We start from the raw sequence: 21,085 nt of genomic DNA, 5'->3' as shown, positions 1-21,085 counted from the left end.
TATGATTTGTGAGGTGGTTAAATATGCTTTTGAAACGCTACACGGGAAATTTGCTGTTATTGATTCTGCTGTTTTTGCTGCTGGCATTCTTTTTTCTAGGCGATGTGTTCATTCCCAAAGCGATTGATTTCTCCGACTACCCGATGCTTCACTCAGTGCTCGTCGTGTTTTTGGGATTGTTTTTAGAATCGATTCCTTTCCTGTTCCTGGGTGCCATTGCTTCATCATTCATCCAGTTGTTCATCAGTGAAGAAATCATTCAGCGGATGATACCCAAAAGACCCCTGACGGCCATTTTTGCCGCGGTTGCGGCGGCGCTGATCATTCCGGTTTGCGAATGTGCAATCATTCCGGTCGTCCGGAGATTGATTCAAAAGGGTGTCCCGGTCCATGCAGGTGTGGTCTTGCTCGTAACAGCCCCGATATTGAATGTCATCGTGTTCGGCTCAACTTATTATGCGTTCCAAAATAATCCGTCCATTCTATATGGAAGAATTATTCTTTGTGTCCTGACGGCCATAATCGCAGGTTTATTCATTCATATATTCAGCACTAAAGATGTGGTGAAAGAGGACAAGCTGGAACTGGTGCAAGGGCATGTACATGATAGTCAGTCCAGTAAATGGACAAGCTTCATTGATCATACTTCGCAGGAGTTTTTTATGGTCGGCAGATACTTTATCATCGGAGCCTTGTTTGCCAGTGTATTTCAGGTGTTCATGGATCGGTCCGTAATGGCCGATATTGGTCAGGCGCCAATAAAAGGCACGGCGTTGATGATGGGAATTGCGTTTGTGCTTTCACTCTGTTCATCAGCTGATGCATTCGTTGCGGCCTCCTTTTCCCATAGCTTTCTGCCAGGCTCCATACTGGGATTCCTTGTATTTGGTCCCATGCTGGATTTGAAAAATGTTTTGATCATGATGTCTTGTTTTAAACGGAGCTTCGTTGTCACGTATGTCCTGCTTATTTTCGCAGTCGTTTTCAGCCTCTGCCTGATTGCAGGAGGATTGATCAGTAAGGGGGGCTTCTGATGAAACGTTTTTTTATCCAAAGACTTGAAGGATTGCTGCTGCTGGGATTGGGCCTCATGATCTTTAAATTGTATGTTTCAGGATATTTAACGAAATTGATCGCACCCAAAATGGTTCCATATGCATTGGCGTCACTTTTCGCTTTTTTATTGAGCAGCCTTCTCCGAATGAAAAAACAAAAACAAAGTGAACAACATTGTGATTGCGGATCGAATGGGGAGTCCTCGGTCCTGAAATATGGTTTGTTCTTCCTTCCGATTCTTCTGGGCTTCATCCTGACCGATTTTACTTTAAGCGGGGAAGTGCTGGCGAAAAGGGGGATGGCAAAGCAGCAGGCACAGATGGTAAGTTCATATGATTCTGGGAAACATGCGAATGGGGAGAAAATCTCCGTAACCGATGATAATTATTTTGAAGTGCTGGATGATTTACTGAACAACCTCGATACGATCGAGGGGAAGGAGATAGAGATTTCGGGGTTCATATACCGTGAGGATACATTCACGAAAAAACAAATGGCCATCTCCCGCCTCTCCATGTCCTGCTGTGTGGTCGATGCGACGTTATACGGTTATATGGTCAACGGGAACGTGGAAGGAATGAAGACGAATGATTGGTATACGATTACAGGGACATTAAAAAAAGGAAGCTATAAAGGGGAACCCGTACCGGTGATCGATTTAAAAGAATCGAAGAAAATAAAGGCACCGGAAGAAGCTTATTTATATGAAAATGTACAAATCATTCAGTAGTATTGAAAAACCCGGCAAAAGGATGTTTTGCCGGGTTTTTGCCGAACCCGGAAACGGACGTAAAATCGTGCGCTGCGGGCGGAAAATCGAGAAATGGCGCCATTTGTTCGGGAGCACGTAACATAGTATAATGGCCTTACCATGGATAAGAGTGTAAGGGGGGATAATCTTGTCTTCAAGTAATCGAAACAATCAAATTGGTCCGCCGCGCTTTGCCATTGCCATTCACTCTTTGGTTTGGCTCGCACAAAGCGAAAAGCTCCTGACAAGTTCGGCAATCGCCTTAAAGGTGAAGTCACACGCCACTTTTTTAAGAAGGGTGATGGCACAGCTTGCAGCTGAGGGAATCGTCGAAACAAAGGAAGGAAGGGAAGGCGGTTATAGTCTGAAGGTGCCTGCCTCTCAGCTTACTTTGGCGGATGTGTATCAAGCGGTAAGGCCGGAATGTCTTGTTTGTATGGAAACGAGCGAATGCGGTGAAGTCGGGAAGCAGCTGGATACGGCTTTGGAGGAAATCATGAACGAAGCCGAAAAGGAAACATTGCGTCTGCTAAAGGGCTATACATTGGAAGAATTCATGAAAAAGGTCGACTTCACCAATTTTGAAAATGAGTGTCTGGGCTAATATCCTTGCAAGAGGATACCCAGGATTATATAATGTGCTTAATGCGATTGCATTTAAAATGAGGAGGTATTTACATGAAGGTGGAAATTTGGTCGGATTATCAATGTCCGTTCTGTTATATAGGTAAGCGTCGGTTCGAAGAGGCGTTAAAGCAGTTTGAAAATAAAGATCAGGTAGAGGTCTCATTTCGCAGTTTTGAGTTGAACCCAGAGGCTGAGCGGGATATCAATATGACTCAAAATGAAATGCTGGCCAAGAAATACGGCATGTCTCAAGCGCAGGTGGAAGCGAACAGCCAAAACCTGACTCAACAGGCTAAGGAATTGGGACTCGATTATCACTTGGACAAAGTGGTCTTAACGAATTCGTTCGATGCCCACCGCTTGATGCACTTTGCTGAATCAAAAGGTAAAGAGAAAGAAATGAATGAACGATTATTTAAAGCTTACTTTACGGAAGGCAAACATATTGGCGATCACGCTACATTGGCAAGTTTGGCTGAAGAGGTTGGCCTTGAAAAGTCCGAGACGGAGTCCATGCTGGAAGGAACGGCATTCACGGCAGAGGTTAGGGGAAATGAGCAAGAAGGAAGCCTGCTTGGCATAACAGGCGTCCCATTCTTCGTCATTAATCGCAAATATGGAATCTCCGGCGCCCAGCCAACGGAAGCATTCCTCGATACGCTAAAAAAAGTATGGGCTGAGGAAAATCCGCTTACGATCGTGAATGATCCAGCAACAGGCGACGCTTGTACGGACGGTTCTTGTAACGTGACGGAAAAATAAAGAAGATACGAAGAAGGAGACCCGAAGCCGGGGTCTCCTTTTTTTTACTTGAAAAGGAAATGTCATGTATGGCAAAGAATATAGTGTGCAGGATAGATTTTCCAAAAAAAATGTCTGAAATGAAAGGAAGTTAAAAGATGTATATAATGATTGGAATACTAGTCCTCGTGATTGCGTGTATAGTAATTGCCAAACTGAATTCCTATAAATATTGGACATGTATTTATACAGCATTCGGGAATGAAAATTATTATAAGGCGATTGCGAAATTGGAAAGGGAAGGGATACCCTTCAAAACGAAAACGCCTATGAATTTAGGCACTGAAAACTTTCAGAATCGCCATGAAACCACTCAATATGATGTTTTTGTAAAAAAAGAACAGGAGCATATTGCCCAAAGGGCGATAAATAAGAATTAACAAAAAGTTAAATCGTGAAAATCGCTGTCCTGATGTGGCAGCTTTATTTTTGGCTAGAAAAGATAGCATGAGGAATTTGAAGCAGGCCATGTTTTGCTTTTTTGGAAACTCACGAGTAAAAGCCCATAACTTACGAGTATTTGCTCTAAACTTACGAGTAAAAGCCCAAAACTCACGAGTATTTACTTCAAACTCATGAGGGCGGGACTTATGAAAAGCAAAATGCTGCTAATCCATCTTTCCACTGAATTTATATAAGATAAAAGAAAGAAAAAGCGTTGTTTTTGATATGGAATCCGTTTTTTATAGTTTCATAGACTGAAAATTTGTATAATGGGTGAGATGGATTTAATTGAATGTACATATAGGAGGGGCATGGATGAGTAAGCTTAATGGCAGGACCGTTGCTTTATTGGGGGCGCGGAAGACAGAAGAACTTAGTAAAATCGTTCAAAATCTTGGGGGAGTCCCGCTTGTTCGCCCGGCACAGGGGACGGTTTTCCTTGATGATTCCCATTTGGAAGAGGATGTCACCCGGTTGATGGCAGGGGAGTTCGATTGGATCATTCTCACGACGGGAGTGGGGACGGAATTATTATATAAAACGGCAGTGAAGATGGAAGCGGGAGAGCGTTTCATAGAGGCTTTGCAGTCTATGAAAATTGCAGCTAGGGGCTATAAAACGGTTAATATGCTGAAAAAGCTTGGCCTGCAGCCATTAATCCGTGATGATGATGGCAGTACGGCAGGGCTTGTTCGCAATCTGGAAGGCCATCTGCCTGGAGGTGTAAGGGTCGCTTTGCAGCTTCACGGCGATCCGGCGCCTCTTTTGATGAATTGGCTGGATGAACAAAAAGTGGAACATAAAGAAATCCTGCCATATGAACATATAGCGCCTGAAAAAGAAATGATGCAGCAGCTGATCCAAGAAATCCTTGAAGGCAAAATCGATTCGGTTGTGTTCACGAGTGCACCCCAGCCGCGAAATTTAATGAGATTTGTCCGTGAACAAGGTATGGAGGATAAGATAGTCGGACTGTTTGCAACAGATGTAATTGCTCTTGCGGTCGGAAAGGTAACAGCGCAGGTGGTGATCGATGAAGGGATTGAGCGGGTCATATATCCTGAAGACCAACGGATGGGCAGTGCAATGGTGGAGCTGGTGAAATATTATCAGGGAATGGCAAGCAGATAGGGGTGAGTGCGGCATGACCAAGGGCAAGGTTTATTTTGTTGGTGCAGGTCCGGGTGATGAAGGCCTGATTACCGTAAAAGGCCAAAAAGAGATTGAAAAAGCGGATGTCATTTTATATGATAGATTGCTGAATCCCAAGCTGTTGGAGGCTGCCGCCTTCGATTGTGAATTGATATATTGTGGCAAGACACCTTATGCTACTGGCATCAGCCAAGGGGAAATCAATGAGCTGCTTGTTTCCAAAGCACTGGAAGGGCATCGGGTCGTCCGTTTGAAAGGCGGTGATCCTGCCGTTTTTGGAAGAGTCGGGGAGGAAGCGGAATCGTTGAAAGATGAGGGAATCCCATTCGAAGTCATTCCGGGGGTTACGTCCAGCATTGCTGCATCCATGTACGCAGGAGTCCCTGTCACACATCGGGATTACGGACGTTCCTTTGCGATGGTGACGGGCCATGACCAAACGAAGAAGGATATAGATTGGAATGGGCTTGTGAGTATAGATACGGTTGCCTTTTATATGGGTGTGGCCAACCTTCCGTCTATCCGCGAAAATTTGATCAATCATGGAAAGCAGGGGAATACACCGGCACTCGTCATTCAATGGGGCACTTATGGAAGACAGGAAAGTGTCGAGGGGACCTTGGATGATATCGTCGAACGGGTAAGTGGAAAGTCGCTTGGCAATCCTGCAATAACCTTGGTCGGGGATATCATTTCACTAAGGGGAAAACTGCAATGGTTCGAAAAGAAGCCGCTTTATGGACAACGGTTTTTAGTGGCCCGGACGGGGACGGCAAAAAGTGCCTTGGCGGAAGCCCTGTATGAACTTGGCGGCGAAGTCATCGAGTTTCCTAAATGGAATGCGGCAAAAGTGAAAATAGAAGAAAGTCAGCTGCTCGCTTTTCTTTCGTATGATCGAATTCTCTTCACCTCTCCTGAAAGTGTCCATGGATTCTTGGATTCACTCACTGAACAAGCTATTGATTTCCGCCGGATTTCTTCAAAACTATATGTGTTATCTAGGAAATCGAAAAAGGCTTTACAGCAACGGGGTCTGACGGCCGAGCTCAAATCCGGGATGCCGGAAGCCGGAACACTGTTAGTTGTCGGGGATCGAAACAGGGATCTTAGAGATCCGGCACATGGGGACGGAGACTATATTCAATCAATCGCTAAATTTGTCGATGAAAGATTCCTTGAAATCTTTCCGAGAATGCTGGATGGGAAACCTGTAGGAACGGTACTATTTTCAAACCGGCATTCAGTCGATATGCTGATGCAATATGGGAACAAGGCAAACGTGGATGTTGAAGCGCTGCTAAAACAAGCCTCCATCGGGGTGATCGGGGAAAGTACCGGCAATAGAATTCAAGACTATGGATTTACATCTGATATGATGCCGAAAGAACCGTCTGCCGAACAATTGGTGGATTTGATCGTGAATAGGAATGTTTTTTAGACTCTGATAAAAACAGAGTCTATTTCCTTTGGGGAGCTTCGTTATTCACCTTCTATTAATATTGTGGGCCCAGTGTTAGGGCCAATCGTGTTATCATTTAATTACGGGACTTCACGGAGTACGAAAAGCCCTCACTTACTGCTTTTATTGGCCGGAATTCATTCAAGGACAGAAGGTGACTTCATGTTTAATATTGGCGATGTTTTATGGCAATTATTCTACCTTGCCCTACTTGTTCTGTTATTCGTTATGGTTGTGAAGGCGGTCCGTTTCTTTATAAAGCATATGACAAAAATGAATAACCTGGATAATAAAAGAGATGAATTACATGAACGATTGAAAAAGAAGGATGAATGAAGGCAAGGCAGGGGGAGTTAAAGGATTTGGACGAATTCACCAAATTTACACTCAATTTTGAGGAGTAAGGAATAAAAGTCTTTTATTCCTTCACAGATTGGGTATTATATATACGTGACTTTTCCAGGGAGGCGAAGTAAATGAAACGGACATGGGAATACGCATTAAGTATCATAGGCGTGAGTATCGCTGCGATTTTTTTAATCGTGACGATCATATCGGCCGTCTATCTCAACAGTATCGATTTGAAAGAAATGGTGGACAACTCATTAATGACAGATTCTCAGGAGTTTTCCTCATCTGAGATAGATATGTCAGTCAAATTTTTCATGGGCTTATTATGGGCTGGGATCATTTCTCTGTTCATTGCCTTGGCAGGCGGTTTGATCGCTATCTTTCTATTAAAGGGCGGCAAGGCGAAGGGAGCCGGAATCTTATTGATCATTACGGGCATTCTGACGATTTTTCATGTTTGGCCGCTTATCTTCTTCATCATACCGGGTATCATGTGCCTTGTAAGGAAGCCGAGGGAAACGGTGGAAGTGATCGAATGATCCGGCATCATACATAGTTTTGAGATTTGAAAACAAAGGAGCTTTCCCGATAATGCGGGTAAGCTCCTTTTATGCTGCAAGGATATTTGAGGAGGAAATACCCTATTATACCTGAAATCACCAGTCTATCATGTTACTATTATTATAGATTTAAATATAAATAGACTGGAGTTCGATCGATGAAGATACCTTTAATGAAGATTGGGGCACTGACCTGTTTAACACTCGGTTTGTTCAATGGACAGGCTTTTGCGGAGTCTGGAATAACCAATGCGTGTTCATCATTCGGTGAGGTTCAACCCAATGAAAATCCTTCCCATAAGCAGATCAACTGCTTACTGACGAATGCGGCAATAGAGGCTGAAATCCCCCCTGAAGTGGTAAAAGCGGTGGCTACGCAGGAAAACGGGGATTGGAGGCAATTTAATGAGGATGGTAAACCGATTATATCCGACGATGGCGGCATCGGTTTAATGCAGCTTACCAATAAAAGTGGGTATGACCAGAAAAAGCTGGAAAATGATATAGTCTACAATATCGGGGCAGGCGTCGAGGTCCTGAGTGGCATGTATTCAAGAAGGGATTTACCCAAGATCAAAGGTGCAGGGCGCAGGGTCATCGAAAATTGGTATTTCCCTGTCATGGCTTACAATGGGACAAAACCGGTGAACAGTCCTCTTTACCAGGAAAACGGGAAAATAAATGTGAATGCGTACCAAGAGGAAGTTTTTGCTGAGATAGAAAACCAAAGTTATTTGAATGATACGAAACTGGCAAAATATCCATTCAAAACTTCTGACTTTCAATATGATCGGAACAGCACGGAAAATATCGTCTTTAAAAATCTTGAATACACCCTGACAGATCAAACGCATGACTCTGTTTATTGGTTCAGGGCAGGAGACAAAGTGGTGACGACATCGAGCGCGAATATCAGGAAAGAAATAAGCACTACGGCAGGTGCAGTAACTGTTCCGCCAAATACAAGCTTGATCATCACTGGGAATTTTGACTATCACGAATCTAAGGGAAATAAATTTGTCTTTTACCCCGTACAAACGGCAGACAAAAGTATTAAGGGGTATGTTTCATCAGCTTACATCTCCAATCGGCCATCGATTGTCAAGGATACGAATAAGCCTGTGATTTCAGGGACTGCCGGTAAATCGATTCCATTCAACTCAACTTTCAATACTAAAACCGGCGTAAAGGCGAAGGATGATAAAGATGGTGACTTAACGAATGTCATCCGAGTGGAAGGCAAGGTCGATACCAAGAAAGTGGGCACCTATAATTTGATTTATACGGTAGCTGACAAAGCTGGGAATGTTTCCAAGGTCACAAGGAAAATAACCGTTTATGATCAAGTCAAGCCTGTGATATCAGGTGCCGGGAACAAAACCATCAAACTTAATTCTTCATTCAATCCAAAAACAAACGTGAGTGCCAAGGATAATGCCGATGGAAATTTGACTAGTAAAATCAAAGTGACGGGTACAGTCAATACGAAGAAAAAGGGGACCTATACATTGAAGTATACGGTCACAGATTCATCGAAAAATGCGGCGACGGTCACAAGAAAGATCACGATAGATGGCACCAAGCCAGTCATCTCGGGAGCCAATAGTAAAACCGTTGGCTATTATTCGTCATTCAGCCCTAAATCGGGTGTATCTGCGACAGATAACCTGGATGGCAACATGACAAGTAAAATAAAGGTGACAGGTACGGTGAATACAAAGAAAAAAGGTACGTATACATTAAAGTATACAATCACTGATTCATCGAAAAATACTGCAACAGTCACAAGAAAGATCACGGTAGACAGCACAAAGCCGGTCATTTCCGGTGCCAAGAGCAAAACCATTGCCTATAACTCGACATTCAATCCTAAATCAGGAGTATCCGCAAAAGATAATCTTGATGGAAGCTTAACAAGTAAGATCAAAATAACAGGGACTGTGAATACGAAGAAAAAAGGCACCTATACATTGACTTACACAGTTACGGATAAATCGAAGAACAAGGCGGAAGTAAAAAGGAAAATCACCGTTAAATAGAAGGCCAACAAGGATTCCCTGAATAGAATCATGTTTAGAAAGCATCCTCATCACCTCAAGTTTTAATACAAAACAAAAATGAATCTAGGCAAAAGTGTTCTATCTAAAAGTTAAAACAAAGTTGATTGGAGCGGGTGTTCGAGACTCCTGCGGGAAAAGCGAGTCCAGGGGAGACCCCGCAGGAGAAAGCCGAGGGCGGACCGTCCGCGGAAAGCGAGTGCCCTACGTTCCAATCAACGGCCAAATTGTACAAGCCATAAAAAACTGTAGACAAAAAATCGATCTTCATCGAGTTTGTCTACAGTCTGCAAGGATTCCCTGAATAGGGGAATCCTTTTTTGATGCCTGAATTTGTTTGGCTGAAGGATAGGCATATATAATAGTAGAAAGTGTCCCACAAGGGTAGAGTGAGTATTGATAAAAATGTTATAATTGTAAAAACATGTAATTACAAGTGATCTGAAAGGGGATTGTTTATGGGCAAAGAACACGGACATGTGAACTGGATGGATCAAATTTTCAAGGAATATGAAAGAGAAGGCGGGCTGAAGAATAATCCTGGCTTTGGTAAACCGCTTCCGTAGTCGGCGCTGTCGGGAAATATATATGACAACTTCTTGACGAAGGCCAAGGATGCCGGCTTCCTTCCGCTGTGGATAAAATGGCAAAAAGAAATTCGGGAAGAGCTAGCCGAATTGGTTCAATTGAAAAAAATGAATGGAACTGAATCTGAATTACTGAAACGAATGGGTGAAATAAATGAGAAAGTCCGTACATATAATGCGATTTGTCCAACCAAAATGCAGCGCAGGGAAATAGAGTTGGAAAGCATGGAAATCCAGTATGAAAAATGGAAGTAAATGATAATGTGTAAAATGTGGGTATTTGTATGACGTGATCATGAAAGGATTATGTTATAATGGCATGAATAAAAAACAGAGAGAGGGACTTCGATTGGAAAAAAGAAAAGAAGTTTTTTCATGGATAAAAGCGATATTGATTGCAGTCATTCTAGCTTTTTTAATTCGAACGTATATTTTTGCACCGATTGTCGTGGACGGTGAGTCAATGATGCCGACTCTGCAAGACCACGAAAGAATTGTTCTTACCAAGTTTGGAACGAATATCGATAATATAGACCGGTTTGATATTGTCGTATTTCATGCAACGGTAGATAAAGATTATATAAAAAGGGTTATCGGTCTGCCAGGTGACCATATTGAATATAAAGACGATACGCTTTATATTAATGGGAAGGCTTATGAAGAACCATACTTGGACAAATATAAGAATCAGATGGCATCAGGAGTGCCGCTGACTGAATCCTTCAAGCTCGAAGATATTACAGGCAGCATGACAGTGCCGGAAGACCAGTTGTTCCTTATGGGTGACAATCGCCAAAATAGTTTGGATAGCCGTGAAATTGGCACGATTTCCGTCGATGAAATCGTAGGCAAGGCGAATCTAGTGTATTGGCCGATCAATGAAATAAAGATTGTGAAATAAGAAGAAGCGGACTCAGGTATCGAGTCCGCTTTTATTGTTGCCGATTTTCATCCTTAATGAGGAAACTGCCATACAGGTATTTCAACAAAAAACGTGTTCATTCTTCTTTTTTTTCTATTTTTTTTTTTGAAAATCAACTCATTTGGGTTAAATTAGGTTATCCTATTAAAAAGAAGTAATCACGTTACCCAGGCCCGCATAAGAAAATGGATTACTTTAATAAAGGGTGCTGAGATGGAGTACTTTAGATGGATATAGTAAAAGATTTAATATCAAACTATGGTTATTTTGCGATATATGGATTGTTGGCGATTGGGATTATTGGCTTGCCGGTACCTGATGAGTTCATGATGACTTTTGTCGGTTATTTGTCATCCATTTCGGTTTTGAATGTCCAGGGAGCATTCCTTGTCAGTTTCCTTGGCTCGATATCCGGGATGCTTGTCAGTTATTTCATCGGAAAAAAGGTGGGGAAGCCTTTTTTGAGGAAGCATGGTAAGTGGATCAAAATGACCCCCGCGAGGTTGGAAAAATTGGAAAAATGGTTCAATAAATACGGTCCATGGACGATTATCATCGCCTATTTCATTCCAGGAGTCCGTCACTTCGCCAGTTACATTTCCGGTATGAATGGAATGGGGAAACGAAAGTACTTTATCTTTGCAGGGGCAGGGGCATTCAGCTGGTGTTTGGTATTTACGACTTTTGGCTATTTCATCGGTGTGTTAACTTAACTCATTACAACTTACAAAATTTCTTTATTGAATCAGAAAATCCCGTTTCTGAGTTTTAGAAACGGGATTTTCCATTTCTGCTTTAATTATTGAGCGGAGTATCCGCCGTCGATGACAAGCTCGGCACCAGTTACGTATGAAGCTTCATCGGATGCTAGATAAAGCACGGCATTTGCAATATCCGCCGGCTGACCCAAACGTTGTAATGGAGTGGCCTTGATCATTTGGTTCACTAACTCTTTTGATTCTTCTAATTTTTGAGTCATCGGTGTTTCGATGATACCAGGGAATACGGCATTGACACGGACGCCCATGCGGCCATATTGCGTTGCGGCAGCCTTGGAAATGGCACGTACGGCACCTTTTGAAGCTGAATAAGAGTTTAAGCCCATTCCGATTTGAGCAGTAAAGGAAGAAATGTTTACAACTGCGCCTTTACCTTCTTTAGCCATGTGAGGAACAACGTGTTTCATTCCAAGGAATGGTCCAAATCCATTAATGCCTAACATTAGCTGCCAATCTGCCAAAGTCGTATCGTTAATGCCTTTTTCCGTTGAGATGCCGGCATTGTTTACCAAAATGTCGATTTTGCCAAATTTAGCGATAACTTCATCCGTCACCTTTTTCCAGCTTTCGTCTGAAGATACATCAAGTACTGTTCCATGGACGTTATCCAGTTCATTCACGGCAGCTACAGCTTTTTCATTGATATCGGCAGCAATGACTTGTGCTCCTTCTTTTGTGAATAGGTCTACCATTTCCCTGCCCATACCAGATGCTCCGCCAGTGATAATGGCTACTTTATCAGTCAATCTTCCCATCATGATCACTCCTGATTAGTTGTTATAACAATGAATATATATTCAAGCATAGTTCAAAAGGTATATTATCAACGAGCAATACTATAACTCATTCAAGAATCCGTCAAGCATTTTATTTTCCGTCTTGCGAAATGCCTTTTTCTTGCTGGATAAAAATGGACCTCCCATAACCCCTGCGGGTTGAAAGCGATATCAATCTTTCAATCTTCAAAATTTGATACGTAAATGATCCAGATTTAAAATGGCTTTTACCCGTTCTATTTAAAACGTTCCACAAGTAATCTTGTAGAGGCATCTCTTGCATGTTTGGGAGCACCATATGTACAATTCTAGTGATTAAAATTAAATACTGCAATCTTTTTGTACTTTGAATACAAAATTTTATAACGATATTCCAATTCTAACTTTTCAGAACTTTTATGTACATAGGAGGTCACATTTTATGAATAACAGAGTATATCTTTCCTTGGCCATCCCGCTTACGATTTCGACGATGAGTACGCCCTTGCTCGGTGCGGTCGATACGGCTGTGGTTGGAAAGTTGAGTGATCCCGCTTATATTGGCGGGGTGGCTGTCGGAACGATAATTTTCAATACGATGTATTGGCTTTTTGGTTTTCTTCGGGTCAGTACATCTGCCTTCGCTGCACAAGCGGAAGGGGCAAGGGATGAAAAGCAAACCCTGATGGCCTTGATTCGGCCTTTTTTCATTGCAGCGATCATCGGTCTGCTTTTTATCGTGATCCAAAAGCCCATTTTGAATGTATCGTTAGGCGCAATCGGTCCGGAATCGGACGTTTCCGCCTTTGCCGCAGATTATTTCGGCATCAGGATATGGGGCGCACCTTTTGCTCTATTGAATTATGTCATCTTAGGCTGGTTAATGGGGAAATCGAGGATAAAAACGTCCTTGTTCATTCAAGTTTTCATGAACGTGATGAATATAATCTTATGCCTCGTTTTCGTTAATGGTTTTTCATGGTCTGTATCAGGGGTTGCTGCCGCTACACTGATATCAGAGATTTCCGCTTTTTTACTGGGCTTGTGGGTCATCAGGAAAGCGGTTAACGTACCGGATTCTTTTTCATTCCGGGAGGGGTTCGATCGGGCTTCCCTGAAAAAAATGATGGTGGTCAACAGGGATTTATTCATCAGGACCATTTGCCTGATCACGGTTTTCAACCTTTTTACGGCCAAGGGAGCGACTTTCGGGACAGAGACCCTGGCGGCCAATGCCGTACTCATTCAAATCCATTACCTGATGGCCTATTGCTTTGATGGCTTCGCGAACGCGTCCAGTCTTCTGGTCGGGAAGGCGATTGGTTCGAGAGATATAAACCTTTATAAAAAAACACTCTCACTATCGGCGCGGTGGGGCTTGTATGCCGCGTTCATACTTGCCGCATCTTACTATCTTTTCAGCGATGAGGTCATTCTCTTATTCACGGATATTCCCGGCGTCATCGAATTGGCCCATGAATATGGACTTTGGATAGTCCTATTCCCATTCAGTGCCTTTATCGGACTCATTTTTTATGGAGTGTTTACCGGTGCGACTGAAGCCGTTCCAGTAAGGAACTCGATGCTTCTGGCACTGATGGCTTTTTTAATAGTCCAGTTCGCAGCAGTCAGCAATCATGGCAATCATGGTTTATGGCTTGCATTCCTGGCTTTCAGTTTAGGACGTTCTTTGTTTTTAGCATTATATATCCCAAGATTGAACAGAAAAGTAACAGAGTTAATGAATGACGATAGTCTAATGAAATCATCCTCTTTTTAATAAAAGAGGGTGTTTTTTTATTTTTGTAAGGAAATTTATCGGTAGTTTGATGCTAGCAATAATGCGGGAATACGAAGAATAGGTAGCAAGGCTTGGCGAATGTGGTAGTAAAAGTGATAAAATGAAAAATATATATAAAAGAGGAGTTGTCATATTTTGAGTGAATTGAATTGGCGAGAAGAAGTTGAAAAACGGAAAATGGACTTATTACTGGACACACAAAACTTATTGAAAATAAAAAGTGTACTTGATGAAGAACATCCGACAGAGGAGGCCCCACTCGGTAAAGGGGTGAAGGAAGCGCTTGATTTCATGCTTCAATTAGGTGAAAAAGACGGTTTTACTGTGAAAAATGTCGATAATGTCGCTGGTCATATCGAAATGGGGGAAGGTGAGGAGTTAATCGGGATTTTATGCCATGTCGACGTGGTACCTGAGGGAGATGGCTGGAGTTCAGATCCGTTTGGCGCTGAAATCCGCAATGGCCGCATATACGCCCGCGGGGCAATCGATGATAAAGGGCCGACGATGGCTGCCTATCATGCGATGAAGCTGGTCCGGGAGCTAGGAGAACCTTTGAACAAACGTGTGAGGATGATCATTGGAACCGATGAAGAATCGAACTGGCGCTGCGTTGACCGGTACTTTGAAGTGGAGGAAATGCCTTCGATCGGCTTCGCACCAGATGCTGACTTCCCGATCATCAGTGCGGAAAAAGGAATCTGGGATTTCTCGGTTATCCATCCTGCCGATGCAGGAAATGGCACGAACTCAGACGTGAATGTCATCGAGTTTTCTTCAGGTCGAAGGACGAATATGGTACCGGATTTTGCGACGGCTGTTGTGGAAGCGGACAACACTGCTGAAGTGGCGGCAAACTATCAGGATTATTTGCAAAAGTACTCATTGGAGGGGCAAGCCGTTCCGCAAAAAAATCAAGTGCTGCTTGAAATGAATGGTATCTCGGCACACGCGATGGAACCGAACAACGGAAGGAATGCAGGTCTGCATTTAGCCGTGTTTTTAGCTGATCTCACTCTTGATCCGCATGCGAAAGCCTACTTCACTTTCATCAAGGACCGTTTGTTCGAAGATTCCCGCGGAAATAATTTAGGTGTGGCTTATTCGGATGAGCAAACCGGAGAATTGACGATCAATGCCGGCGTTTTCAATTATTCTAAACAAGGCGACAGCTCAATCGGTTTCAGCATGCGTTATCCGGTCACGTTTGAGTGGGAACAGCAAAAGGCGGCGCTGGAAGAAAGGCTTGCGGCATATAATTTGAAAGTGAAGACCAATTCGCATTCAACTCCCCATTATGTGGACAGTGAAAGCTTCTTGATCAAGACGTTGCAGGAAGTGTATGAAGCGGAGACAGGTGATAAAGCCGAGCTTCTTTCGATTGGCGGCGGCACATATGCCCGTTCATTGAAAGAAGGCGTTGCATTTGGCCCGCTTTTCCCAGGCAGCGAAGACATTGCGCATCAGAAAGATGAATATATTGATATTGAGGATATGCTTAAGGCTACGTCCATTTATGCACGTGCCATTCATGAATTGGCTAAATAAGAGGCAAAGAGGGAGAAAGACATGGGAAAAATCATTTTTAACGGCGACCTTAAAAGCAGGTCCGAAGTAAAGGTAGATATTGAAGACAGGGGATATCAATTCGGTGATGGCGTCTATGAAGTCATTCGGGTTTATAATGGCGAATTATTTACGGACGATATGCATCTGACCCGGCTGATGGACAGTGCGAAGTTGATTCAGATGAAAGTTCCCTTTACCATAGCGGAAATCAAAACCCGCATGAAAGAGCTGATCGCTGAAAATCAACTGAAGGACGGTATCGTCTATATGCAGCTGACAAGAGGAGTATCTGCGCGTACACACTCTTTTCCAACTGCAGAGGTGGAACCGGTCTTTGTCGCCTATACAAAGGAAATGCCTTATACAGGCAAAATGAAGCCAGGGGTCAATGCTGTTACCACCGAAGATATACGCTGGCTGCGCTGTAATATCAAGAGTTTAAATCTACTGGGAAATATAATGGCTAAACAGCAAGCGGTGGAAGCTGGCTGTGATGAAGCGATCCAGCATCGTGATGGTACGGTGACGGAGGGAAGTTCGTCAAATGTCTCAATCGTGGTGGATGGTCAACTTAAAACGCATCCGGCCACAAATTTGATCCTGAATGGAATTACCCGTCAGGTGATGCTGAAGCTTTGCGCTGATCATGGGATTCCCTATGTCGAAGAAGCCTTCACGGTCGAGGACATGATGGCAGCCGATGAAGTTCTTTATACAAGCACTAGTGTCGAAGTGACACCAATTATAAATATCGATGGCCAATCGATTGCAGCCGGGGAACCCGGTCCGTTAACTCAAAGACTGCAGAAACTGTTTTCCGAGGAAATCGAGAAGCAATGCGGTTCCATTAAATAGAGGAACGCCCCTTTGCCACTAATGGCAAGGGGGTTTTTTTATCTGATTAGCCGGAAGCGAGATGGCCTTCCCCGAATCCCCGATCACGTTAATTACATCGATAGGCAATCCTCCCTTTTTGACATTTTCAATAACCAGGAATATACTTGCTAATAACCTAAAAAGTTTACCTGTTGCAACAATTTGAGTTGCGTGTAAAAGGAGTAGAAATTGATATGTCCGACGTGTTGCATCAATCTTCTTCGAGAGGAATAAAAAAACTGCTTCCCTATCTGGGGCCTGCATTCATAGCAGCTGTTGCCTATATTGATCCAGGGAATTATGCGACCAATATTACAGCCGGATCTAAATATGGCTATACGTTATTATGGGTTATCTTCGCCTCCAATTTAATGGCTGTGCTAATCCAATCACTATCAGCTAAATTGGGGATAGCCACTGGAAAGAACCTTCCGGAGCTATGCAGGGAAAAATTTTCGAAAAAAACATCTTTCTTATTATGGATTCAGGCTGAAGCCGTTATAATGGCAACCGACCTAGCTGAATTCATAGGAGCCGCACTAGGGATTTATTTACTATTTGATTTACCGTTAATCACATCGGCAATCATTGCAGCGATTGGTTCCTTTGCCATCCTGGAAATCCAGCGCAGGGGTTACCGAACATTCGAAGCCCTGATCACGGTCATGATATTTGTCGTTGTGATCGCTTTTGGCGCTCAAGTTTTTTATGCAAAACCTGACACTTCAGCCGTTGTTTTAGGACTCTTCACTCCAAAATTCGAGGGAGTGGACAGCATTTTACTATCGGCCGGTATGCTTGGAGCCACCGTTATGCCACATGCGATATACCTTCATTCCTCTTTGACTCAAAGAAGGATAGTCGGAGTAAACGATTTGGAAAGAAAAAGGATTTATCGTTTTGAGCTAATCGACATTGTCATCGCCATGTTGATTGCAGGTGCGATCAATGCCGCCATGGTCATAGTTTCAGCTGCCCTATTTCATAAGAATGGAGCACTGGTTGAGGACTTGGATGTTGCCTATCAACAATTCGGGGCCATGCTTGGACCATCAGTCGCGATGTTCTTTGGAATAGGATTATTATTTGCCGGTTTATCGAGCTCATCCGTTGGTGTAATGACAGGTGATGTTGTCATGCAAGGATTCATTAAAAGACATATTCCGATTTATTTAAGAAGGGTCATTACTACCGTCCCGCCCCTGCTCATAATATTATGGGGAGTGAATCCATCCAAAGCGCTTGTGATGAGCCAAGTTGTCCTCTCGTTTGGCATCGCGTTTGCCTTAGTGCCATTGATCATGTTTACAAGCAATAAAAAAATCATGGGCAGCCTGGTCAACCATAAAATCACCTCGGGCGCCGCTTGGCTTATAGCTGTACTTATCATTGGGCTGAACTTGTTCCTGCTTTACGAAACAATGTTCAGCTAACATGGGAATGGCAGGGAAGGATCGATTTTTGGTCCTTTAGATTGAAACTCGATAATAATTGAGTCAGGTTTTTAAAATTTGACCGTTGATTTCCCCTCCAGGCACTCGCTTTCCGCGGGCGGTCCGGGAGTCTCCTCGGTGCCTATGCACGCGGGGTCTCCCTTGGACGCGCTTTCCCCGCAGGAGTCTCGAACACCCGCTCCAATCAACTTTGGATAGTACTCCTTTTGCCTCCAGTATTTAGGACCGATTTTTGGTCCTTTTTTGCTGTTTTTTTCATTAATCTACCCAGCCTGAAAAATACATTCCGGACCTGCGTATGATCCGTCAGGGGCTTTGATCATAGGATGGTAGATTAGGGATATTCCTGTGGAGGGAGTATGTATTAGGAAGCCCAGGAAAAGGTATAGGCAATGGGAATTATGGTAAAATTAAAGGGAAAACAGGAAGGAATGGAAATGAACATGAATACTCATTTTTTCTTTGCTTTAGTATTGCCTGATGATATTAAGGCCTATTTAAATGCTGTTACGGAACAACTAAAGCCAGACTTTCCATTTAAGAAATGGCTGCATCCAGCCGATTATCATATTACGATGGCATTTTTGGGCAATGCTCCCGATACATTGAAAGAAGATGCTTTGGGGCGTGTGGGAAGCGAGCTTGCCAATGAGGCCTCATTCGGCTTGGAACTGGGCGATATCGGCGGTTTCGGCAAGAGTGATAGTCCAAGGATTCTATGGGCAGGCGTCAAGCAGCAAGAAAGGCTTTTTGCCATTCAAAGGAAAGTCTATAATTCCTGTATCGAAGCGGGTTTTGAACTTGATAAAAAGCCGTTTAAGCCTCATATTACACTGGCAAGAAAATTCGAGGGGGATAATCCCTTTTCGCTGGAGGGCGTTCGCCAGATGGCGAATGTGCAGGATAAGCATTTTGAAGCAGACCAGGTTGCGTTATATCAAACACATCTTGGAGCTTCCCCATCATACGAGAAGATTTTCACGATAAACCTCCAAAAATAGAAAGATGGGTGGTGGTCGCATGGCACAGCTCATAAAGATGCAAGATTATATTTCCCGGTATGAGCAGGATATTTATCGTTATCCTACACAATTTGCGCGGTTGAAAAAACAGCAATGGGATAAATTGAAGGCTGCTTATAATGCGGGCGAGCTAGATCGGTTGTATAGTGAACATACTGAAAGAGAAACACAGGTCAAATTTGATCCTCCTCAGGAAGATTCGAAGCGCCTGTTTAAAAAGGTGAAAGGCATATTCCTCCGGCCAGGTAAACAGGAGTCAGGGGCGGAAGAACTGCCGATGCCGAACCTGATTGAAGATCCTAATGTTTTTTCATTAAGATTTCCGTTCCGGCCGGCCAGTCTCGATGAATTAAAGCAAAGTTTTTTAAATCAATTGCTTCGTTTTCAAATGAAATGGGGGAGTTCGACGCTTCGTGAAAAGTCATTTGTGGACCAATCATTCTTTTTGGATGAGAGGCTCCGCTTTTTTCTGCAGCGTTTTCCGGATACGTTTCTCGTATTATACAAACCTATCTTTCTTTTGAAAAATGCGCCTGTTGAGGTCGAAGTCATTTTATTGACCCCTGTTGATGCTTGGTGCATCACGTTTCTGGAAGCGGAAGAAGACGCTGCTTTCATCGGGTCAAGTGAACGATTCTGGGTCCGCAGGCATCATAAGCATCCTGATAAAAAGGTGCTCAATCCTTTGCTTGGTGCAAATCGGATGACGAACATCGTTTCCAAGCTATTTGAGCTATATGGAGTGAACATGCCGATTAAAAAGGTGATTTTATCCCGGAATGGATATGTCGATTATCCCGAAGCCCCTTATGATATTACGATATTGGATAAACGGACCTTCCCGGAATGGTTCGAAAGGATGCGGGCCATATCGTCTCCGCTCAAGGCACAGCAGTTAAAAGGGGCACAGGCTTTGCTTGAATATTGCCAAACTACATCCAGCCTGCGACCTGAATGGGAAGCGGAGTATAACCAAACGGATGGAAATCAGCATGCCGCACCTTAAAGAAACGGTGTATTTCATTGTCAATCCAATGGCAGGAAATGGAGAGAGTTTGAAGGTTTGGAAAAAAGCCGAGAAAATACTGCAATCAAAAGCTGTTCCCCATGAGGTGTTTTTTACACGGGAAAAAGGGCATGCGCTAAGATTGACGAAGGAGATCCTATCAGGGACGAAGCAGGATACCCGGATGATCGCTGTCGGGGGAGATGGCACGATCAATGAAATGATAAATGGCGCCATTGGTTTCCCACACGCTATCATCGGCTCCCTTGCGGCTGGATCCGGCAATGATTATGTAAGGGGCATTCAAAAAACCGAGAGTGTGGAAGAAGCACTTTCTTTATTTCAGGATAATGCCTTTAGTGCCATTGATATCGGACAGTTCGAGACGAATGGTCAGATGGGGTATTTCGTGAACTGCCTGGGAATGGGCATTGATGCTGAAATTTCCGATGAAGCGGACCGTTCCCCTCTGAAAAAATGGTTTAATTTTATCAGAGCGGGTAAATTAATTTATCTGTTCATTTTTATAAAAAAGATAGTGACTTACAAGCCCGGCTGCATGGAATTGATCATTGATGGTGACCGGCATTTTTTGAAAAGGGTTTGGTTCATCGCTATTGCGAACCAGTCCTATTTTGGCGGCGGGATGAAAATTTCACCGATGTCGAAGCTGGATGATGGCAGGTTGAACGTGATTGCGGTCCATGATATTCCTTTGTTGAAATTATTGACCGTCTTCATCACCGTTTTATGGGGCGGTCACCTGAACATTAAAAATGTTGATTCTTTTTCCGGTAAAAAGATAAAAATGAAGAATGAAGGGTCAGTGAAAATCCAGTCTGATGGGGAAATTGTTGGTAGGAACGAAGTAGCTGCAGTGGTTCTGAAAGAGAAATTGCGCGTCATGTTACAGGCTGATAACCGATACAAAAATATGAAATGATTTATTTGTTTTTGTTTTATGCGTATAATCGTTTTATAGTACTTGACGAAGAAACCGTTTTTCAACTAAAATTTAATTTATGGCTATTGTTTAATTGCTCAATAGCTATTTTT

The 21,085-nt window shown here is 43.2% G+C and carries 22 protein-coding genes; 21 read left to right on the top strand and 1 reads right to left on the bottom strand.

Annotation, left to right across the window (positions count from 1 at the left end):
- Positions 1–23 precede the first annotated feature (23 nt).
- From ACFX4H_RS24305 to ACFX4H_RS24245, 14 genes are all read left to right on the top strand, one after another.
- Complete coding sequence (locus ACFX4H_RS24305; protein WP_241634923.1) at positions 24–1,034, top strand: permease; 1,011 nt, start codon at positions 24–26, stop codon at positions 1,032–1,034.
- Positions 1,034–1,786 carry a TIGR03943 family putative permease subunit gene (locus tag ACFX4H_RS24300; protein ID WP_377436411.1) on the top strand — a complete coding sequence of 251 codons (753 nt, stop codon included), beginning with the start codon at positions 1,034–1,036 and terminating at the stop codon, positions 1,784–1,786. Before ACFX4H_RS24305 ends, ACFX4H_RS24300 begins: the two co-directional genes overlap by 1 nt.
- A gap of 169 nt (positions 1,787–1,955) precedes the next feature.
- Complete coding sequence (locus ACFX4H_RS24295; protein WP_052137319.1) at positions 1,956–2,411, top strand: RrF2 family transcriptional regulator; 456 nt, start codon at positions 1,956–1,958, stop codon at positions 2,409–2,411.
- A gap of 74 nt (positions 2,412–2,485) precedes the next feature.
- Positions 2,486–3,196: a DsbA family oxidoreductase gene (locus ACFX4H_RS24290; protein WP_063590412.1), complete on the top strand. Its 711-nt coding sequence runs from the start codon at positions 2,486–2,488 to the stop codon at positions 3,194–3,196.
- A gap of 137 nt (positions 3,197–3,333) precedes the next feature.
- Positions 3,334–3,615 (top strand): hypothetical protein, encoded by a 282-nt coding sequence (locus tag ACFX4H_RS24285; protein ID WP_034309321.1) that lies wholly within the window; start codon positions 3,334–3,336, stop codon positions 3,613–3,615.
- A gap of 379 nt (positions 3,616–3,994) precedes the next feature.
- Positions 3,995–4,810: a uroporphyrinogen-III synthase gene (locus ACFX4H_RS24280; RefSeq protein ID WP_377436410.1), complete on the top strand. Its 816-nt coding sequence runs from the start codon at positions 3,995–3,997 to the stop codon at positions 4,808–4,810.
- 13 nt (positions 4,811–4,823) lie between these two features.
- Complete coding sequence (gene cobA, locus ACFX4H_RS24275; RefSeq protein WP_377436409.1) at positions 4,824–6,269, top strand: uroporphyrinogen-III C-methyltransferase; 1,446 nt, start codon at positions 4,824–4,826, stop codon at positions 6,267–6,269.
- A gap of 183 nt (positions 6,270–6,452) precedes the next feature.
- Entirely contained in the window at positions 6,453–6,626 is a 174-nt protein-coding gene (locus tag ACFX4H_RS24270) for a hypothetical protein (RefSeq protein WP_161784859.1), read from the top strand.
- A 140-nt stretch (positions 6,627–6,766) separates the two neighbouring features.
- Positions 6,767–7,180 (top strand): DUF4064 domain-containing protein, encoded by a 414-nt coding sequence (locus tag ACFX4H_RS24265; protein WP_052137318.1) that lies wholly within the window; start codon positions 6,767–6,769, stop codon positions 7,178–7,180.
- Between the two features lie 179 nt (positions 7,181–7,359).
- The gene (locus ACFX4H_RS24260; protein WP_377436408.1) at positions 7,360–9,240 is read left to right on the top strand and encodes an immunoglobulin-like domain-containing protein; all 1,881 of its coding nucleotides are present in this window, start codon (positions 7,360–7,362) and stop codon (positions 9,238–9,240) included.
- Positions 9,241–9,716: 476 nt separating this feature from the next.
- Complete coding sequence (locus ACFX4H_RS26885; protein ID WP_483878274.1) at positions 9,717–9,824, top strand: DnaJ family domain-containing protein; 108 nt, start codon at positions 9,717–9,719, stop codon at positions 9,822–9,824.
- A 33-nt stretch (positions 9,825–9,857) separates the two neighbouring features.
- On the top strand, positions 9,858–10,100 hold the full coding sequence (locus ACFX4H_RS24255) for a hypothetical protein (RefSeq protein WP_377436407.1): 243 nt from the start codon (positions 9,858–9,860) through the stop codon (positions 10,098–10,100).
- Positions 10,101–10,194: 94 nt separating this feature from the next.
- Positions 10,195–10,746, top strand: a complete 552-nt coding sequence (gene lepB / locus ACFX4H_RS24250) for a signal peptidase I (RefSeq protein ID WP_176474440.1) — start codon at positions 10,195–10,197, stop codon at positions 10,744–10,746.
- A gap of 248 nt (positions 10,747–10,994) precedes the next feature.
- Positions 10,995–11,480, top strand: coding sequence for a DedA family protein (locus ACFX4H_RS24245; RefSeq protein ID WP_034309313.1), 486 nt, complete (start codon positions 10,995–10,997; stop codon positions 11,478–11,480).
- Between the two features lie 86 nt (positions 11,481–11,566).
- Here ACFX4H_RS24245 and ACFX4H_RS24240 read toward each other — a convergent pair whose 3' ends face one another.
- The gene (locus ACFX4H_RS24240) at positions 11,567–12,301 is read right to left on the bottom strand and encodes an SDR family NAD(P)-dependent oxidoreductase (protein WP_214806209.1); all 735 of its coding nucleotides are present in this window, start codon (positions 12,299–12,301) and stop codon (positions 11,567–11,569) included.
- A gap of 442 nt (positions 12,302–12,743) precedes the next feature.
- Between ACFX4H_RS24240 and ACFX4H_RS24235 the strand changes: the two genes are divergently transcribed.
- From ACFX4H_RS24235 to ACFX4H_RS24205, 7 genes are all read left to right on the top strand, one after another.
- Positions 12,744–14,081 carry an MATE family efflux transporter gene (locus ACFX4H_RS24235; protein WP_034309304.1) on the top strand — a complete coding sequence of 446 codons (1,338 nt, stop codon included), beginning with the start codon at positions 12,744–12,746 and terminating at the stop codon, positions 14,079–14,081.
- 156 nt (positions 14,082–14,237) lie between these two features.
- Entirely contained in the window at positions 14,238–15,650 is a 1,413-nt protein-coding gene (pepV, locus tag ACFX4H_RS24230) for a dipeptidase PepV (protein WP_063590418.1), read from the top strand.
- A 21-nt stretch (positions 15,651–15,671) separates the two neighbouring features.
- Complete coding sequence (gene dat / locus ACFX4H_RS24225) at positions 15,672–16,526, top strand: D-amino-acid transaminase (RefSeq protein ID WP_377436406.1); 855 nt, start codon at positions 15,672–15,674, stop codon at positions 16,524–16,526.
- Positions 16,527–16,741: 215 nt separating this feature from the next.
- Positions 16,742–17,980, top strand: a complete 1,239-nt coding sequence (locus tag ACFX4H_RS24220) for an Nramp family divalent metal transporter (protein WP_328138142.1) — start codon at positions 16,742–16,744, stop codon at positions 17,978–17,980.
- Positions 17,981–18,438: 458 nt separating this feature from the next.
- Positions 18,439–19,002: an RNA 2',3'-cyclic phosphodiesterase gene (gene thpR / locus ACFX4H_RS24215; RefSeq protein ID WP_095679590.1), complete on the top strand. Its 564-nt coding sequence runs from the start codon at positions 18,439–18,441 to the stop codon at positions 19,000–19,002.
- A 19-nt stretch (positions 19,003–19,021) separates the two neighbouring features.
- Entirely contained in the window at positions 19,022–20,029 is a 1,008-nt protein-coding gene (locus ACFX4H_RS24210) for an NERD domain-containing protein (RefSeq protein ID WP_377436405.1), read from the top strand.
- A complete protein-coding gene (locus tag ACFX4H_RS24205; protein WP_249597376.1) occupies positions 19,941–20,972 on the top strand; it encodes a diacylglycerol/lipid kinase family protein in 1,032 nt (343 codons plus the stop codon). The genes ACFX4H_RS24210 and ACFX4H_RS24205 overlap by 89 nt, the downstream gene beginning before the upstream one ends.
- The last annotated feature ends 113 nt before the right edge of the window (positions 20,973–21,085 follow it).

Origin of the sequence: Peribacillus sp. YIM B13477, from assembly GCF_042787955.1 — a bacterium.
Taxonomy (GTDB): domain Bacteria; phylum Bacillota; class Bacilli; order Bacillales; family DSM-1321; genus Peribacillus; species Peribacillus frigoritolerans.
The sequence above is the reverse complement of the archived record's forward strand: the minus strand, read 5'-3'. Positions and strand labels throughout refer to the sequence as shown.

What these genes read in the sequence shown, in the direction of transcription:
- ACFX4H_RS24305 (WP_241634923.1), top strand. Translation starts at nt 24, where the DNA reads ATGCTTTTGAAACGCTACACGGGAAATTTGCTGTTATTGATTCTGCTG.
- ACFX4H_RS24300 (WP_377436411.1), top strand. Translation starts at nt 1,034, where the DNA reads ATGAAACGTTTTTTTATCCAAAGACTTGAAGGATTGCTGCTGCTGGGA.
- ACFX4H_RS24290 (WP_063590412.1), top strand. Translation starts at nt 2,486, where the DNA reads ATGAAGGTGGAAATTTGGTCGGATTATCAATGTCCGTTCTGTTATATA.
- ACFX4H_RS24285 (WP_034309321.1), top strand. Translation starts at nt 3,334, where the DNA reads ATGTATATAATGATTGGAATACTAGTCCTCGTGATTGCGTGTATAGTA.
- ACFX4H_RS24280 (WP_377436410.1), top strand. Translation starts at nt 3,995, where the DNA reads ATGAGTAAGCTTAATGGCAGGACCGTTGCTTTATTGGGGGCGCGGAAG.
- cobA (WP_377436409.1), top strand. Translation starts at nt 4,824, where the DNA reads ATGACCAAGGGCAAGGTTTATTTTGTTGGTGCAGGTCCGGGTGATGAA.
- ACFX4H_RS24270 (WP_161784859.1), top strand. Translation starts at nt 6,453, where the DNA reads ATGTTTAATATTGGCGATGTTTTATGGCAATTATTCTACCTTGCCCTA.
- ACFX4H_RS24265 (WP_052137318.1), top strand. Translation starts at nt 6,767, where the DNA reads ATGAAACGGACATGGGAATACGCATTAAGTATCATAGGCGTGAGTATC.
- ACFX4H_RS24260 (WP_377436408.1), top strand. Translation starts at nt 7,360, where the DNA reads ATGAAGATACCTTTAATGAAGATTGGGGCACTGACCTGTTTAACACTC.
- ACFX4H_RS26885 (WP_483878274.1), top strand. Translation starts at nt 9,717, where the DNA reads ATGGGCAAAGAACACGGACATGTGAACTGGATGGATCAAATTTTCAAG.
- ACFX4H_RS24245 (WP_034309313.1), top strand. Translation starts at nt 10,995, where the DNA reads ATGGATATAGTAAAAGATTTAATATCAAACTATGGTTATTTTGCGATA.
- ACFX4H_RS24240 (WP_214806209.1), bottom strand. Translation starts at nt 12,301, where the DNA reads ATGGGAAGATTGACTGATAAAGTAGCCATTATCACTGGCGGAGCATCT.
- ACFX4H_RS24235 (WP_034309304.1), top strand. Translation starts at nt 12,744, where the DNA reads ATGAATAACAGAGTATATCTTTCCTTGGCCATCCCGCTTACGATTTCG.
- dat (WP_377436406.1), top strand. Translation starts at nt 15,672, where the DNA reads ATGGGAAAAATCATTTTTAACGGCGACCTTAAAAGCAGGTCCGAAGTA.
- ACFX4H_RS24220 (WP_328138142.1), top strand. Translation starts at nt 16,742, where the DNA reads ATGTCCGACGTGTTGCATCAATCTTCTTCGAGAGGAATAAAAAAACTG.
- thpR (WP_095679590.1), top strand. Translation starts at nt 18,439, where the DNA reads ATGAACATGAATACTCATTTTTTCTTTGCTTTAGTATTGCCTGATGAT.
- ACFX4H_RS24210 (WP_377436405.1), top strand. Translation starts at nt 19,022, where the DNA reads ATGGCACAGCTCATAAAGATGCAAGATTATATTTCCCGGTATGAGCAG.